This is a genomic window from Nocardia sp. NRRL S-836, from assembly GCF_001279525.1.
Classification (GTDB): Bacteria; Actinomycetota; Actinomycetes; order Mycobacteriales; family Pseudonocardiaceae; genus Lentzea.
Genome location: NZ_LGDY01000103.1, coordinates 218,639 through 233,032, shown reverse-complemented (window position 1 = coordinate 233,032; position 14,394 = coordinate 218,639). Strand labels below are relative to the sequence as shown.

Annotated in this window: 17 protein-coding genes; 12 read left to right on the top strand and 5 right to left on the bottom strand. The window is 72.1% G+C overall.

Features of this window, described 5'->3' with window-relative positions:
• Positions 1–3: 3 nt before the first annotated feature.
• Positions 4–2,544 (bottom strand): AAA family ATPase, encoded by a 2,541-nt coding sequence (locus ADL03_RS50520; protein ID WP_053735527.1) that lies wholly within the window; start codon positions 2,542–2,544, stop codon positions 4–6.
• Between the two features lie 80 nt (positions 2,545–2,624).
• Here ADL03_RS50520 and ADL03_RS22725 point away from each other — a divergent pair, with 80 nt between their 5' ends.
• From ADL03_RS22725 to ADL03_RS22715, 3 genes are read left to right on the top strand one after another with little or no spacing between them, the layout of a single operon-like run.
• Positions 2,625–3,737: an MFS transporter gene (locus tag ADL03_RS22725; protein ID WP_053735526.1), complete on the top strand. Its 1,113-nt coding sequence runs from the start codon at positions 2,625–2,627 to the stop codon at positions 3,735–3,737.
• Positions 3,734–4,153, top strand: coding sequence for a Dabb family protein (locus ADL03_RS22720; protein WP_053735525.1), 420 nt, complete (start codon positions 3,734–3,736; stop codon positions 4,151–4,153). The genes ADL03_RS22725 and ADL03_RS22720 overlap by 4 nt, the downstream gene beginning before the upstream one ends.
• Positions 4,153–4,542 carry an ester cyclase gene (locus tag ADL03_RS22715; protein ID WP_053735524.1) on the top strand — a complete coding sequence of 130 codons (390 nt, stop codon included), beginning with the start codon at positions 4,153–4,155 and terminating at the stop codon, positions 4,540–4,542. The genes ADL03_RS22720 and ADL03_RS22715 overlap by 1 nt, the downstream gene beginning before the upstream one ends.
• Here the strand turns inward: ADL03_RS22715 and lexA are convergent.
• Entirely contained in the window at positions 4,539–5,195 is a 657-nt protein-coding gene (lexA, locus tag ADL03_RS22710; RefSeq protein WP_053735523.1) for a transcriptional repressor LexA, read from the bottom strand. The two genes, ADL03_RS22715 and lexA, sit on opposite strands and share 4 nt — an antisense overlap.
• A 63-nt stretch (positions 5,196–5,258) precedes the next feature.
• Between lexA and ADL03_RS22705 the strand changes: the two genes are divergently transcribed.
• The 7 genes from ADL03_RS22705 (at position 5,259) to ADL03_RS22675 (ending at position 10,746) form a co-directional block, all read left to right on the top strand.
• The gene (locus ADL03_RS22705; RefSeq protein ID WP_053735522.1) at positions 5,259–5,825 is read left to right on the top strand and encodes a GNAT family N-acetyltransferase; all 567 of its coding nucleotides are present in this window, start codon (positions 5,259–5,261) and stop codon (positions 5,823–5,825) included.
• 70 nt (positions 5,826–5,895) lie between these two features.
• Entirely contained in the window at positions 5,896–6,498 is a 603-nt protein-coding gene (locus ADL03_RS22700; RefSeq protein ID WP_053735521.1) for an RNA polymerase sigma factor, read from the top strand.
• The gene (locus ADL03_RS47295) at positions 6,491–7,702 is read left to right on the top strand and encodes a CU044_5270 family protein (RefSeq protein ID WP_053735520.1); all 1,212 of its coding nucleotides are present in this window, start codon (positions 6,491–6,493) and stop codon (positions 7,700–7,702) included. Before ADL03_RS22700 ends, ADL03_RS47295 begins: the two co-directional genes overlap by 8 nt.
• 166 nt (positions 7,703–7,868) lie before the next feature.
• Positions 7,869–9,023: an AI-2E family transporter gene (locus ADL03_RS22690; protein ID WP_197288557.1), complete on the top strand. Its 1,155-nt coding sequence runs from the start codon at positions 7,869–7,871 to the stop codon at positions 9,021–9,023.
• Positions 9,020–9,544: a peptide-methionine (S)-S-oxide reductase MsrA gene (gene msrA / locus ADL03_RS22685; protein WP_255353389.1), complete on the top strand. Its 525-nt coding sequence runs from the start codon at positions 9,020–9,022 to the stop codon at positions 9,542–9,544. The genes ADL03_RS22690 and msrA overlap by 4 nt, the downstream gene beginning before the upstream one ends.
• Complete coding sequence (locus tag ADL03_RS22680; protein WP_053735517.1) at positions 9,523–10,020, top strand: MOSC domain-containing protein; 498 nt, start codon at positions 9,523–9,525, stop codon at positions 10,018–10,020. Before msrA ends, ADL03_RS22680 begins: the two co-directional genes overlap by 22 nt.
• Positions 10,021–10,140: 120 nt before the next feature.
• Positions 10,141–10,746: a polysaccharide deacetylase family protein gene (locus ADL03_RS22675; RefSeq protein WP_369809001.1), complete on the top strand. Its 606-nt coding sequence runs from the start codon at positions 10,141–10,143 to the stop codon at positions 10,744–10,746.
• On the opposite strand, the gene ADL03_RS22670 is transcribed toward ADL03_RS22675, so the two are convergent.
• Together ADL03_RS22670 and ADL03_RS22665 are read right to left on the bottom strand one after the other, a co-directional pair.
• Positions 10,743–11,615 carry an SDR family NAD(P)-dependent oxidoreductase gene (locus ADL03_RS22670; protein ID WP_053735516.1) on the bottom strand — a complete coding sequence of 291 codons (873 nt, stop codon included), beginning with the start codon at positions 11,613–11,615 and terminating at the stop codon, positions 10,743–10,745. The genes ADL03_RS22675 and ADL03_RS22670 overlap by 4 nt on opposite strands.
• A complete protein-coding gene (locus tag ADL03_RS22665; RefSeq protein ID WP_053735515.1) occupies positions 11,615–12,340 on the bottom strand; it encodes an SDR family oxidoreductase in 726 nt (241 codons plus the stop codon). Before ADL03_RS22665 ends, ADL03_RS22670 begins: the two co-directional genes overlap by 1 nt.
• A gap of 93 nt (positions 12,341–12,433) precedes the next feature.
• Between ADL03_RS22665 and ADL03_RS22660 the strand changes: the two genes are divergently transcribed.
• Complete coding sequence (locus ADL03_RS22660) at positions 12,434–13,105, top strand: TetR/AcrR family transcriptional regulator (RefSeq protein ID WP_053735514.1); 672 nt, start codon at positions 12,434–12,436, stop codon at positions 13,103–13,105.
• 69 nt (positions 13,106–13,174) lie between these two features.
• Here the strand turns inward: ADL03_RS22660 and ADL03_RS22655 are convergent, their stop codons facing one another.
• Entirely contained in the window at positions 13,175–13,924 is a 750-nt protein-coding gene (locus ADL03_RS22655; protein WP_231642130.1) for an NPP1 family protein, read from the bottom strand.
• A 248-nt stretch (positions 13,925–14,172) separates the two neighbouring features.
• Between ADL03_RS22655 and ADL03_RS22650 the strand changes: the two genes are divergently transcribed.
• A complete protein-coding gene (locus ADL03_RS22650) occupies positions 14,173–14,370 on the top strand; it encodes a hypothetical protein (RefSeq protein WP_053735513.1) in 198 nt (65 codons plus the stop codon).
• Positions 14,371–14,394: the final 24 nt, after the last annotated feature.

Here is a 14,394-nt window from a genome sequence, read left to right as displayed (position 1 = left end):
CGGTCAGCCGACGGACGTGCGGAGCTGGCGGCGGGAGTTGATGCCGAGCTTGCGGTAGACGTTGCGCAGGTGGGCGTCGACCGTGCGCGGGCTGAGGAACAGGCGCGCGGCCACCTCCTTCGACGTCGCCCCCGTCGCGACGAGGCGGGCGATGTGGGCCTCCTGGGCGGTCAGGGCCTCGAAGGCGTCCGCGGAACGGCTGCGCGCCACCTCGCCCGTCGCCTTCAGCTCGTCCGCCGCACGTTGTGCGAACCCGAGCACACCCATGTCCGCGAACGACTCGTGTGCGGTGCGCAGGTGTTCGCGCGCGTCCTTGCGACGACCCGCGCGGCGCAACCACTCGCCGTAGAGCAGGTGTGCGCGTGCGCGATAAGGCGCCGGACTGCCGGTCTCCACGGCTTCCACGTAGTCGTCCTCGACGCCGGACACCAACGCCCGTGCGCACGCCGTGACACCACGAGCCCACGCGGTTCCGCTGGCCGATGAACGCGCACTGAGCTCCGCCAGCGCGGCAGAGGCGTCCTCGCCACACCGCACGGCCGCCTCGACCAGCTCCGGCAACGCGATGCCCGCCAGGTAGAGGTCACCCGCCTCCACCGCGGCCCGCGCCTCCCGCAGCGCGGCGGGGTAGTCGCTGCGCGCGTTGTACAGCACGGACTTCGCCCAGTGGATGTTCGCTACGAGTTGCCCCTTGCCGCGGGCGCCGGCGTCGGTCAGCGCCGCGTCGAGCGGGCCGAGCTCGCCCCGCCACGCCAGCAGGTGCACCCGCGCGTACGTCATGGGCAGGTCGCCGAACGCGTCCGCGATCGCCTCCTCCTCGGCCACGAGGCTCGCCGCCGCCGTCAGCTCGCCCCGGTGCGTGGCCGCGACCGCCTCCTGCGCGAGCCCGAGCCGCAGCATCCACGGCGTGCCCGTGTCACGGCCGGTCGCGAGCAGCCAGCGGGTGACCTCCACGTGGGCGTCCAGGTCCCACAGCTCACCGGCGATCATCGTGGCCAGCGCGGGCCGGCGGGTCCACAGGGCACGGTCGGTGAGCACCCGCCGCAGCAACGGTGCCGCCGCCCGGTGCCCGGAGCCGGTGAGCAGCACCAGCGCGTCGAGGACGTCCGGCTGTTCCGAGGGCGGCGCGGACCTGGCCTCGGCGATGACGGTGTCCATCACGCCGTTCGCGCGCCCCACGACCAGGCCCATCTCCAGCGCGTCGAGGAAGCAGTCGCGTGACCACCGCGGATCGATCGCGGCCAGCCGGTGCGCGGCGCCGAGCATGAGCGCGGGGCCGTCCTCCTGCCGCACGAACGCGATCCGCCCGCGCAGCAGGTCCGCGCGGGCGTGCTGCACGTCGTCCCGAGGCTCCACAGTGGACAGCAGGTCGAGGGCGGCGTCCGCCGCGCCGCCGTCGAGCTCGGCCTGGGCGGCCCGCAACGCGCGGTCCGTGCGTGCCACCGGGTCCAGCGACAACGCGGCCGCCCGCGTCAGGAACGCCGCCGACGCCCGCACCCCTCCGCGCGCCCCCGCCCGTTCTGCGGCGGCCTCCAGCTCGGCCGCCACCGCCTCGTCCGGCCCGGCGGTCGCCTCGGCGCGGTGCCACGCCCTGCGGTCCGGGTCCGTCGTCACCTCCGCCAGCGCCCGGTGCGCCGCCCGGCGTTCGGCCGCGGTCGCCGCCCGGTAGACGGCCGACCGCGCGAGCGGGTGGCAGAAGCGGACCTTCGTCGAGATCGTCACCAGGTCACCGGTGTCGGCGTCGGTCGGCAGCCCGAGCACCTCGGCCGCCGCCCAGAGCAGGGCGGGGTCACCGGTGGCGTCGGCGCTCGCGAGGACCAGCAGGTCACGGCCGGGCAGACCGGCCAGCCTGGCCTGGAAGCCGCGTTCGACCCGGTGCACGACCGACGACGAGTCCGGCAGCCCGAACCCGGCCTTCGGAAGTTCCTGCAACGCCAAGGGGTTCCCGCGCGCCTCGGCCAGCACGCGGTCGTCCGGCACACCGCCCAGCAGGGTGCGCGCGTCGGCGTCGGACAACCCGGTGAGCTCCAGCGACGGCAGCTCGGTCAGCCCCTCCCGTGCCGCGAGCACCATCGCCACCGGCTCGGCCCCGATCCGCCGGGCCAGGAACGACAACGCCTTCGCCGACGCCGTGTCGAGCCAGTGCGCGTCGTCCACCACGCACAGCAGTGGAAGCTCCCGTGCGGCGGCGGCGAGCAGGTCGAGCGCGGCGAGCCCGATCCGGAACAGGTCCGGCGCACCCTCCGCCATCCCGAACGCCACCTCGAGAGCGCGGCGCCGCTGCGGCTCCAGCTCGTCCAGGTGCCCCAGGACCGGCAGGCACAGCTGGTGCAGCGCCGCGAACGGCAGGTCCGTCTCGAACTCCGAGCCGGACGCCTCCACCAGCCGGAACCCCGCCGCCTCCCGGACGTGGCCGAGCAACGCGCTCTTGCCGATGCCGGCCTCGCCGCGCAGCACCAGCACGCCGCCGCTGCCCTCGCGGGCAGCGGCGAGCAGGCCGTCCAGGCAGCGGAGCTCGTCGGTGCGGCCGAGCAGCAGGGGCATGACCGAACTCTACGTAAACCGGTCACCTACGTAGTTCCTGCCGACGCGAAGAACAAGGGTCGGCGACGAAGGTTTCCGGTGTGACCACACGAACTGCGCCAACGACCTTCGCCAAGGGCACCGTGCTCGGCGCGGCGACGCTCACGATCATGGCCGCCGCGATCATCGCGCCGAGCCTGCCCGCGATGAGCGACGTCTACGGAGCGGGCGTGCTGGTCCGGCTCGCGCTGACCACCACCTCGCTGGCCATCGCGGTGAGCGCGCCGCTGTCCGGTGCGTTCGCCGACCGGGTCGGCCGCAAGCCGCTGCTGGTGGGGGCGCTGGTGCTCTACGCGGTCAGCGGCACGGCCGGGTTCTTCATCGGCGACCTGACCGTGCTGCTCCTCAGCCGGGCGTTGCTGGGGCTGGCGGTCGGCGGCGTGATGACGGCGGTCAGCGCGCTGGTCACCGACTGGTTCGACGGGCAGCGGCGAGCCAGGTTCCTCGGGTTGCAGCAGGCGTTCGCGAGCCTGGGCGGCGTGGTGTTCCTGCCGCTCGCGGGCCTGCTGGCCGGGATCGACTGGCGTGCGCCGTTCTGGCTCTACTCGGTGGCCGCCGTCGTCGCACTGGCCGCGATCGCCGCTTTGCACGACGAACCGCGAGCGCACGCGGCCACCACCGGGAAGTTCCGGCCGACCGGGCAGGCCGTCGGGATCTACGTGCTCGCACTCGCCGCGACGCTCGTGTTCTACATGGCACCGACGCAGCTGCCGTTCCTGCTGGCCGGCCTGCACGTCAGCCCCGCGCTCATCGGCGTGGTCATCGCGGGCAGCACGGTCACCAGCGCGGCCGGGGCGTTGCTCAGGCCACCGCCCCGACCCGTCGCGACCAGCACGGGGCTGCTCGGCCTCGGCTGGCTGCTGGCCGGCACCGGGACCCTGCCCGGCATCGTCGCCGGGCTGCTGGTCGGCGGCGTCGGCGTCGGGCTCGTCGTGCCGCACCTCAACGTCCAGCTCGCCGGGATGGCCGCACCGCAGCACCGCGGCCGCGCGCTCAGCGGGCTGGTGGCCGGGATCTTCCTCGGCCAGTTCCTCTCACCCCTCGTCGTCGCGCCACTGGTCGAGCTCACCGGGATCGCCGGTGCGTTCGCCTGGACCGGCGCGGTCACCACCCTGGGCGCGATCGCCGCGCTCGTCACGAAGGAGAAGAAATGATCTACCACGGCAACCGGTTCACGCTGCGCGCGGACGCCTCGCCCGAGCAGGTCGAGGAGGCGCTGGAGAGCCTGCGCAACCAGGGCCGCGTCATCCCGTCGGTCAAGCAGTTCGTCGTCGGCCGCGACTTCGGCGGCGAGTACGAGTGGGGCGCCACGTTCGTCATCGAGGACCTGGAGGGGTACTGGGAGTACCTGGTCCACCCCGCCCACCGCAACACCGACCGGGTCGGCCTGCCGCTCGTGGAGAAGTTCTCCTCGTTCGACATCACCGACGACGCGGACCCCGAGATCGGCGCGAAGATCGCCGCGCTGCACCAGAAGCGCTACGACAGCGACCCCGAGCTCACCCAGCTCGTGTCCGACCTCGGCGAGTACAGCGGCTCGGCCGCCCCCGGGAAGCACGGTGACGCGTGATGAGCACGATCGCCGAGGCCTGGAAGGACATCTGGAACGGTGACCTGTCCCTGGTGGACCGCACGGTCCGCGAGGACTTCGTCTCGCACGCCGCCCCGCTGCTGGGCGGCCCGCCGCGGGACTCGGTGGGCAGGGCGAACCTGCACACCTGGGTGAGCGGCGCGCACGAGGCGCTGCCGGGACTGGAGTTCACCGTCCAGGTCGGACCGATCGCCGACGGCGACCTCCTGGTGCTGCGCTGGCACGCCACCGCGGCCCACCCCGAGGCCGGCCCGATCTCCTTCTACGGCACGGACGTCCTGCGCCTGCGGGACGGCCTGATCGCCGAGTACTGGGCCAACGCCGACAGTCTGTGGGCCGCCCAGCAGCTGGGCCTCGTGCAGCTCTAGACGCTGCGCAGCACCGACACGACAATCCCGAGAACGGTCGCCTTGTCCCCGTCTATGACCTCATAGGCGGGGTTGCGCGGTTCCAGGTACACGTGGCCGTTCCTGCGCTGGTAGACCTTCACCGTGGCCTCGTCGTCGAGCATCGCGGCGACGATCTGCCCGCTGTGGGCCTCGTGCGACTGCCGCACCACGACCATGTCGCCGTCGCAGATCGCCGCGTCGATCATCGAGTCACCGCGCACGCGCAACGCGAACACGTTGCTGCCGCGGCCGACCAGCCCGCGCGGCAGGTTCAGCACGTCGTCCACGTGCTCGATCGCCGAGATCGGCGCACCGGCGGCGATGTCGCCGACGACCGGCACCGCGATCGAGTCGGCCGCGACGGCGGCGGAGCTCGTCTCGTGCAGGAAGATCCGCACGTCCATCGGCCGGCTCACCGACGTGCCGCGCTTGAGGAAACCCTTGTCCTCCAACGCCGCCAGGTGCTTGGAGACCGAGGAGGAGGACCGCAGGCCCACCGCGTCGCCGATCTCGCGGGTGCTGGGGGAGTAGCCGTGCTCGACCACCCAGTCGCGGATGGCGACCAGGATCTTCTGCTGGCGTTCCGGCAGCACCGACGTGTCGAGGTGCTCAAGATCGTCGTAGGTGGTCACCGGGACGATCCTAGCCGTAACTCGTTCGTGTGAATGCGGACGACCCTGGTAGGACTGCGGATCATGACATCTTTCTGGACAGGACACCGGGTCCGGCTGCGCGGCGTCGAACCGGAGGACTGGGAGTCGTTCCGGTCGTTCGACGAGCACACCGACGACATGCGGGCCGCGGACATGATCCACCCGCCCTTCTCCGCGGCCCGCCAGCGCGAGTGGGCGCAGGAGGCGGCGCTCAAGAAGCCGCAGGGCGACACCGTGCAGCTTGCGATCGAGTCCCTCGACGAGGGCCGGCTCGTCGGGATGACCTCGACGCACGAGGTCGACCACCGGGCCGGGCGGTTCTCCTACGGCATCGCGATCGGCAACGCCTTCCACCGCCGCGGCTACGCTTCCGACGCCGTCCGGTTGCTGCTGGGCTTCATGTTCGGCGAGCGGCGGTTCCACAAGTGCGAGTCGAGCGTCATCGGGTTCAACGAGGCGTCGATCGCCCTGCACCGCCGCCTCGGCTTCCAGGAGGAGGGCCGGCTGCGCGACCACGAGTACATGCTCGGCCGACACCACGACGTCCTGCTGTTCGGGCTGACGGCGGCCGAGCACGCGGCGAGGCACCCCTTCCCGGGCGGGAGCTGACCGGCTGGCCCACGATGTGGCGGTGAGCACACACCGGGAACGCCCGCGGGGTCTGCGGGCAGGTGGTCGTGTGCAAACCGACGTGGCGCCCGAGGCGCCGACCCAGGGGCACGCGCCCGGCGTGCTGGACGAGCCGGCGCTGCTCGACCTCTACGAGTCCACGGCCGAGCGCCTGCACCGGTACGTGACCGGCCGCATCGGCCCGGACGCCGCGCAGGACGTGGTGTCCGAGGCGTTCCTGGTGCTGTGGGACAAGCGTGCCGGCCAGTCGTGCGATACCGACGGCCTGCGCGCCTGGCTCTACGGCGTGGCCACCAACCTGCTGCGCCACCACGTGCGTGCCGAGGACCGCAAGCTCCGCGCCTGGACCAGGGCGCACGCCGCCCGCTCGGTGCAGGACGACGTCGGGGAACGGGCGAGCGCGGCGGCCGACGCCGACGTGCTCGCCGGTCCGCTCACCGGCTGGCTCGCCGACCTGCGGGTCGAGGAACGCGAGGTGCTGCTGCTCACCGCCTGGGGTGAGCTGACGCCGGCCGAGATCGCGGTCGCCCTCGCCGTGCCGGTCGCGACCGTGCGCACCCGCCTGCACCGCGCCCGCGCCCGACTGCGCACCCGCCTCGCCGCCACCGGTCACGACATCGACCACGACCTCCCGGGGGACAGCCATGTCTGAGCAGAACCGTTCCGAGAAGCTCGACCGCGTGCTCGACGCGGCACTCGCCCGTGCCGCGGGGGAGCCGGTGCCGTTCGACGTCGCCGCGGGGAAGCTCGCGCTGCGGCAGGCGCTGCGGGAACGTGCGGCGAGCGGGCTCGGTGCCACCGCCGTGGCCGACGCCTCGACCGCCGTGACCGCGTCCGCAAGCACCACGCCCGCCGGCGCTGCGTCCGCTGGCTCCACGCTCGTCGGAACCACACCCGCTGACACTCCGGCGGCTGACACCACGTCTGCCGGTGCTGCGACCTCCACGGCCGTCGCACCCGTCGTGTCCCTCACGTCGCGCCGCACCCGCACCCGCTGGCTCGCCGCCGCGGCCGCCGTCGGCGTCCTCACCGCCGGTGCCCTGGCCGCGTCGACCGTCGACACCGGGACGGGCCCGTCGGCGACCGCCGCCGAGGAGCTGATCCACGCCGCCGACCTCGCCGACCGCGTCACCGTGCCGCCGCTGGGTCCCGGCCAGTACCTCTACGTGCGCAGCCGCTACCGGGGCATCGTCGTGGAGAGCGGCTCGGACAAGGCGTGGACCTCCGGCGCCGCGACCGAGGAGTGGGTGCCCGCCGACCACCGCGACGAGTGGCTGCTGCGCACCGAGGACACCGGCCCGACCGAGTGGCTGCCCGGTCACGAGGGCGACGGCAAGCCCGATCCGGGGCGGTTCAAGGGCAAGCAGGAGTTCCGCGGCAAGTGCGGCAAGTACTCCTACTACGCCGAGGGCCAGCCGGACCGCTGCACCAACGGCTCGTTCAGCAACCCGACGCCGGAGTTCGTGGCGTCGCTGCCGTCCGACCCGCGGGCGTTGTACGAGAAGCTCAAGGCCGACGGCGGCACCGACGACCCCGGCGTGCTGATGCAGGCGCGGGAGGCGCTGGACTCCGGCCGGATGCCCGCGCGGGTGCGGGCGGACATCTTCCGCGCGCTCGCGTTGCTGCCGGGCCTCGTGGTCACCGAGAAGCGGGCGAACCTCGACGGCGAGGAAGGCGTCGCGCTCGGCATCAAGTACTACGAGGACTTCCAGGAGATCATCATCGATCCCGCCGACGGCGACTTCATCGGTAGCCGGTCGACCGTCGCCGAGAAGGGCACGCTCGACAAGGGCACGGTGCGGTCCAGCTCCTCGGTCAGCACCGCGGTGGTCGGGTCGCTCGGCACCCGTCCCTGATCTGCAACCCGGGGTTGCACGGTGATGGCTGACGTGCAACCCCGGGGCCACAGGCTGCTCACCGAGATCGGTGCGGGCGGTGATCGAGAAGGCGCGGGCCGCGAAGTCGTAACGGAGTCGCGCGTCCTGACACCCGTTCGGCTCACCGCAGGACAAACTGGGCACCGTGGATCGCAATCGCGGGTGGACGGACAAGGGCGAGGCCATCGGGCACGGCGTGAGCTGGCTCGCGCGGTGGAGTCTGCGGGTGGCGCTGGCGGCGCTCGGCTTCTGGATGCTGGCATGGCTGATCGGCAAGCTGTGGGTCGTGGTGATGCCGGTGCTGCTGGCGCTGCTCATCACGACGGTGCTGTGGCCGCCGGCGCGGTGGTTGATGTCGAAGGGGCTCAACTCGGCGTTGGCGGCGACGATCGTGCTGGTCGGCGGACTCGTGGTGCTGGGTGGGGTGGTGGCGGCGATCTCGTCGTCGATCGCCTCGGGTGTGCCGGAGATCTCGCGCAGTGCGCAGGACGCGTTGCAGCAGGCGCAGAAGTGGGTGGCGGGACCGCCGTTCAACCTCAAGGGCACCGACCTCGACCGGTTGATCGCGCAGGGGGTCGACCAGGTCAAGTCGAGCATCGGGTCGATCGCGAGCGGGTTGCTGACCGGTGCCGGTGCGGTGACCTCGGGGCTGGTCACGGGCCTGGTGGCGTTGCTGCTGGCGTTCTTCTTCGTCAAGGACGGCATGCGGTTCACGCCGTGGCTGCGCGGGCTGGTCGGCCGGCGCGCCGGTGGGCACCTCACGACGGTGCTGGAGCGGATCTGGGCCACGCTCGGCAGCTTCATCCGCAGCCAGGCGGTCGTCAGCCTGATCGACGCCGTGTTCATCGGGCTGGGGCTGCTGATCCTCGGGGTGCCGCTGGCGGTGCCCCTGGCGGCGCTGACGTTCCTGGGCGGGTTCATCCCGATCGTCGGCGCGTTCATCGCCGGTGCGCTGGCGGTGCTGGTGGCGCTGGTCAGCAACGGCCTGACCACGGCGATCATCATGCTGGTGATCGTGGTCGTGGTGCAGCAGGTCGAGGGCAACGTGCTGCAGCCGATCCTGCAGTCACGCGGGTTGCGGCTGCACGCGGCGGTCGTGTTGCTGGTCGTCACGGCCGGCACCAGCCTGTACGGGATCGCGGGAGCGTTCTTCTCGGTGCCGGTGGCCGCCGCCGTGGCGGTGGTCGTGCGGTACCTGGGCGAGGTGATCGAGGCGCGGTCGACGGCACCGGAGCCCGTAATGGACACGTCACAACTCGCCGGGGATGAACCGGCCACGCCCGAACGTTCTCCTGAGTGAACACCGAGCAGAGGAGATTCACAGTGACGGAGAAGGCTGTTCTCGCGGGCGGCTGCTTCTGGGGCATGCAGGACCTGTTCCGCCGCCACCCCGGAGTCGTCTCCACGCGCGTCGGTTACACCGGCGACCCGAGCACGCCGAACGCGACCTACCGCCGCCACGGCAACCACGCCGAGGCCATCGAGATCGTGTTCGACCCCGCCCAGCTCAGCTACCGGCAAATCCTCGAATTTTTCTTCCAAATCCACGACCCGTCGACCCGCAACCGCCAGGGCAACGACATCGGCGCCAGCTACCGGTCGGCGATCTTCTTCGAGACCGACGAGCAGAAGCGCGTCGCCGAAGAGACCATCGCGGACGTCGACGCCTCCGGCAAGTGGCCGGGCAAGGTCGTCACCGAGGTCACCCAGGCGTCGGACTTCTGGGAGGCCGAGCCGGAGCACCAGGACTACCTGGAGCGCTACCCCAACGGCTACACCTGCCACTACGTCAGGCCGGAATGGCAGCTGGGCGAGCGGTAGAGGTCGTCGCGCTGCACGTCTCCGCCGTGCACGCCTACGAGGGCCGTCCGTCGGACGGCCCTCGTCCCGATCCCGGGCCCGTGTCGCGCGGCCACGTCGAGGTGCGCGCGGGGCTCGGGATCGTGGGGGACCGGTACTTCAACCACCCGGCGCACCGCACCGCGGCGGTCACGGTCATCGCCGCCGAGTCGCTGGCCCGGTGGCCGGTGGACCCGCTGCTGGCCCGCAGGAACGTGGTCGTCAGCGGGTTCGACGTGGACGCGCTGGCCCGCGGCACCGTGTTCAGCCTGGACAGCGGGGACGGGCCGGTGCGGTTCGAGGTGCACCGGCCGGCGAACCCGTGCGCGTGGATGGACGCGGTGATCGCTCCCGGCGCGTTCAAGGCGTTGCGGGGCAAGGGCGGCATGCGGTGCGTGCCGCTCGACGACGGGGTGCTGCGCCTCGGCACGGCCGTGCTCGACATGGTGGGCGCATGAAGTGGTTGTCCCACAAGACGACGATCATCACCGCGACCGGTGTGGTCGTCGTGCTCACGGCCGCCGCCGGGCTGTGGCAGGTCAGCAGCTCGCGCACCTTCGGAGTTCTCCGGTGAGCTGGTGCACCGGGTCGAGACCGGCGAGAAGGTCGTCGCGCTGACCTTCGACGACGGCCCCGACCCGGCCGGTGCGCAGCAGGTGCTCGACACCCTCGCCGCCAGGGACGTCAAGGCGACGTTCTTCCTGGTGGGCCGCGAGCTGCGCGAGCACCCGGAGCTCGGCCGGCGGATCGCCCAGGCCGGGCACGAGGTCGGCAACCACACCTACTCCCACGAGCGGATGGTCGGCGTGACACCGGGTTTCGTGGCGCAGGAGGTCGAGGACACCGACGCGTTGATCCGCGCGACCGGCTACGGCGGGGAGATCCGGTTCCGGCCGCCGAACGGCAAGAAGCTCTTCGCGTTGCCGCACTACCTGAGCCAGCACGACCGGACCACGGTGATGTGGGACGTCGAGCCGGACTCCGCGGGCACCCCGGCCGCGGCGCGGGTCGTCGAGGAGACGCTCGCGAAGACCAGACCGGGCTCGATCGTCCTGCTGCACCCGATGTACGCGGCGCGCGACCAGACGCGGCAGGCGCTCGGGCCGGTGATCGACGGGCTGCGGGAGCGCGGTTTCCGGTTCGTCACCGTCTCCGAGCTGCTCCAGGCCCGGCCCGGCCGCTAGACGAGGTCCGTGAGGCCCACCCGGCGCAGGAACTCGGCGCGCACCCGGTCCGCCACCGCGTTCACGACCTCGGCGCCGTCCTGCGACGGGTCCACGTGCACGCGGAACGGCGGCTTCTCCGCACCGACCGCGGTCACGATCGCGTCGGCGACCGCACCGGCGTCGGCCCACGCCGGCTCCAGCTCGGCGAGGCGGGCACCGACCTGGTCCACCAGGCCGGGGTAGTGCTCCTCGTAGGCCTCGGCGGTGGCGGTGTCGGCCGGTGTGCCGCTGTGCGCGAAGTGGTTGGTGCCGCGGGTGAACGCGCCCGGCACGACGATCGTGGTCTCGACGCCGAACCGCAGCAGCTCCGCCCGGTAGCTCACGGCGACCGCGTCCATCGCCGCCTTGGCCGCGAAGTACGGCGCCAGGTACGGGGGCGTGCCGCCGCGGGTCGAGCTGCTGCCGACCCACACCACGTGCCCGGAACGCTGCCCGCGCAGGTGGGGCAGCGCGGCGCGGTTGACCCGCTGGGTGCCCAGCACGTTGGTGTCGTAGAGCTGCGCGTACTGCTCCGGGGTGAACGCCTCGGCCGGGCCGGTGACCATGTGGCCGGCGTTGTGCACGACCACGTCGAGGCGGCCCTGCTCGGCGACGACCAGCGCGATGGCGGCGTCGGCCGACCCCTGCGACAGCACGTCGAGGTCGACGGCGTGCAGGTCGGCGGCGTGCTCGCTGGCGTACGCGGCGAGCTCGGCGACGGCGGGGGCGTTGCGGCCGGTGGTCTCCCGCATGCCCGCGTAGACAGTGTGACCGGCCAGGCCCAGCCTGCGCACCGCGAGCGCGCCGAAACCGCTGGACGCGCCGGTGACGACGATGACCTCGCCCATCAGATGATGCCCCCGTTCGCACGGACGACCTGACCGTTGACCCAGCGGGCCGGGCCCGCCAGGAAGGACACGACCTCGGCGATGTCGCCGGGCGTGCCGATGCGCTCCAGCGGCGCCTGCTGCGCGAGGTGGTCGATCGTCGCCTGGTCCTTGCCGTCGAGGAACAGGTCGGTGGCCGTGGGGCCGGGGGCGACGACGTTGACGGTGATGTCACGGCCGCGCAGCTCGCGGGCCAGCACCAGGGTCAGCGCTTCCACGCCGCCCTTCGACATGGCGTAGGCGCCGTACTGCGGGAACCGCAGGCCCACCACCGACGACGAGATGTTGACGATCGCGCCGCCGTCGCGGACCCGGCGCGCGGCCTGCTGCGCGACGACGAACGTGCCGCGGCCGTTGGTGCGCATGACGCGGTCGAACGTGTCGAGGTCCATGTCCGCGACCGTGCCGAGCGGCATGATGCCGGCCGAGTTCACGACCACGTCGACACCGCCGAAGGTCTGCTCGGCGAGGTCGAACACCGCGGCCACGGCGTGCTCGTCGGCCACGTCGGCCTGCGCGGCGACGGCCTGACCGCCCTGCGCGGTGATCTCCCGCACCGCCTTGTCGGCCTCCGCCCTGTTGCCGGCGTACCCGATGACGACGACCTGTCCGTCCGCGGCGAGACGCTCGGCGGCCGCCCGCCCGATCCCCCTCGATCCACCGGTGACGATGGCAACGCGAGTCATGTCGGTTCTCCTAGCTGCTGTTTCCGCTGATAACACAATCAACATATCATCGATACCGAATCAACGCTACCGGTCGCATGTTATCGTCGTTACGTGGACACGAGGGAACGCGTGGTGAAGGCGGCGGCCGACCTGCTGGTCGAGGGCGGCAAGGAGGCTGTCTCCACGCGCGCGGTCGCGTCGGCGGCGGGCGTGCAGGCGCCCACGCTGTACCGGCTGTTCGGTGACAAGGACGGCCTGCTCGACGCCGTGGCGGCCCACGGGTTCGCGGGCTACCTCGCGACCAAGCAGGCGATGGGGGCGAGCGACGACCCGGTCGCCGACCTGCGCCGCGGGTGGGAGCTGCACATCGGCTTCGGCCTGGCGTGCCCGGCGTTCTACCTGCTGATGTACGGCGAGCCGCGCAAGCGGGAGGCGCGGCAGGCAGCGGACGCGATGCTCCGCGAGATCATCGGCCGGATCGCCGCGGCGGGGCGGCTGACCGTGCCGGTCGAGCAGGCAGCGCAGTTCGTGCACGCGGCGGGGATGGGCGTGGTGCTGGCGCTGATCGCGACGCCGGAGCACGAGCGGGACCTGGGGCTGATCGCGTTCTCGCGCGAGCAGGTGATCAGGGCGATCACGTCGGAGTCCGCGCCGGACGAGCCGACGGACATCCCGAGCAGGGCGATCGCGTTGCGGGCCGCGCTGGAGGACGAGCCGCCGGCGGCGCTGTCGCCCGCGGAACGGACGTTGCTGGCGGAGTGGCTCGACCGCGTGGCCAGGTGAGCGGCACCCCTCGCCCCGGCGTGGACGCTCCGGGGCGAGGGGTGCGGTGTGGCGGTGGGATCGGGTGGGTCAGGCGTTCGGGTCGAACGCGATCCCGGCGGGCTTGGCGATGCCGAGGTTGTGGTTGAACGCGCTGTCCTTGATCGCCAGCGACGCGCTGCCGAAGTCCGCGTTCACGAGCACGTCCCGCACACCGGCCGGGAACCGGTCCCAGCTCACCAGGTCCGGGTACTGGTAGACCCCGTAGTGGTTCTCCGCCTGCTCACCGGCGCCCGCGAGACGGAAGCAGTGCGTGCTGGCACCGTCCTTGTGGTAGATGATCTTCGGGTGGGTGCCTTCCCACTGCACGTTGGCGCGCGGGTGGGTCTTGTACTTGCCGTGCTCCGACGTCGAGACGTACTGGGCCACGTCGTTCTGCACCCAGACGACCACGTGCTCGATGTCGTGGCGGTGGCCGCAGCAGTCCCAGCCCGGCACGGCCTGGTCCTTCTCGAAGTACAGGTCGTAGAGGTGGGCGCACCAGCCGTTGTTGCACTTGGAGCGGCTGTAGGAGTTGGTGTTGTCCAGGTCGGACCGGTCGTGGCAGTTGCCGTTCAACGCGCCGGAGTTCTTCAGGCCGGGCGCCACCTGCCCGGTCGGCGAGATCGCCGGCGTCGGGTAGCAGCCGTCACCGTCGTAGTCGAACGCCGGCTGCCACTTGCCGTCCTCCGCCGTGAAGCTGGCGGGGATCGCCTGCGGCGGATCGGCGAGCGCGATGCCGGGGAACAGGGTGCTGATCAGGAGCGCGCCGGTCAGCGCGGCGAGGAGCTTCTTCCTCAACAGGGGCCTCGATTCCGGGAGCAGGGGAGAGGCTTGCGAGGCAGAAGGTGGTACATGAACTGCGTTCACGTCCAGGTTGTTCGCCGAATCTTCTCCGTCCGGGAAATTCACAGACCGGGACGGAATCGATCACGTCCCGTGGCCGCGCTCCCATCTGTCCAGGGTGCGGTGCGTCGGCGGGTCGAGACGTCGAGGTCCCGCAACGCGGTCGACGGCCGCCGGCGACGATCGCGCGGCCGGCACCGACCGTGCAGGGCAGGCTGACCTGCGACCAGGCCGCGGCCGTGCTGTTCGACTACTACGCCCAGCGCCGTGAGCCGACGCTGAACCTGCCGCCGCTGGAGATCGGGCCGATGTCGTGCAACCAGACCGTCGAGGCGGTCCTGCCCCAGGTCGTGTGCGCCGACGCCGACAACGTCATCTACTCGATGTGGCCGCAGACCTGACGCCGACGGGGTGGGTGGGCTGAT

Bases quoted from the DNA above. Each gene is read 5' to 3' on its own strand.
- ADL03_RS22680 (WP_053735517.1), top strand. From the start codon at position 9,523: ATGGCAGCTGGGCGAGCGGTAGAGGTCGTCGCGCTGCACGTCTCCGCC.
- ADL03_RS22665 (WP_053735515.1), bottom strand. From the start codon at position 12,340: ATGACTCGCGTTGCCATCGTCACCGGTGGATCGAGGGGGATCGGGCGG.
- ADL03_RS22670 (WP_053735516.1), bottom strand. From the start codon at position 11,615: ATGGGCGAGGTCATCGTCGTCACCGGCGCGTCCAGCGGTTTCGGCGCG.
- ADL03_RS22705 (WP_053735522.1), top strand. From the start codon at position 5,259: ATGACATCTTTCTGGACAGGACACCGGGTCCGGCTGCGCGGCGTCGAA.
- ADL03_RS22715 (WP_053735524.1), top strand. From the start codon at position 4,153: ATGAGCACGATCGCCGAGGCCTGGAAGGACATCTGGAACGGTGACCTG.
- ADL03_RS50520 (WP_053735527.1), bottom strand. From the start codon at position 2,544: ATGCCCCTGCTGCTCGGCCGCACCGACGAGCTCCGCTGCCTGGACGGC.
- ADL03_RS22720 (WP_053735525.1), top strand. From the start codon at position 3,734: ATGATCTACCACGGCAACCGGTTCACGCTGCGCGCGGACGCCTCGCCC.
- ADL03_RS47295 (WP_053735520.1), top strand. From the start codon at position 6,491: ATGTCTGAGCAGAACCGTTCCGAGAAGCTCGACCGCGTGCTCGACGCG.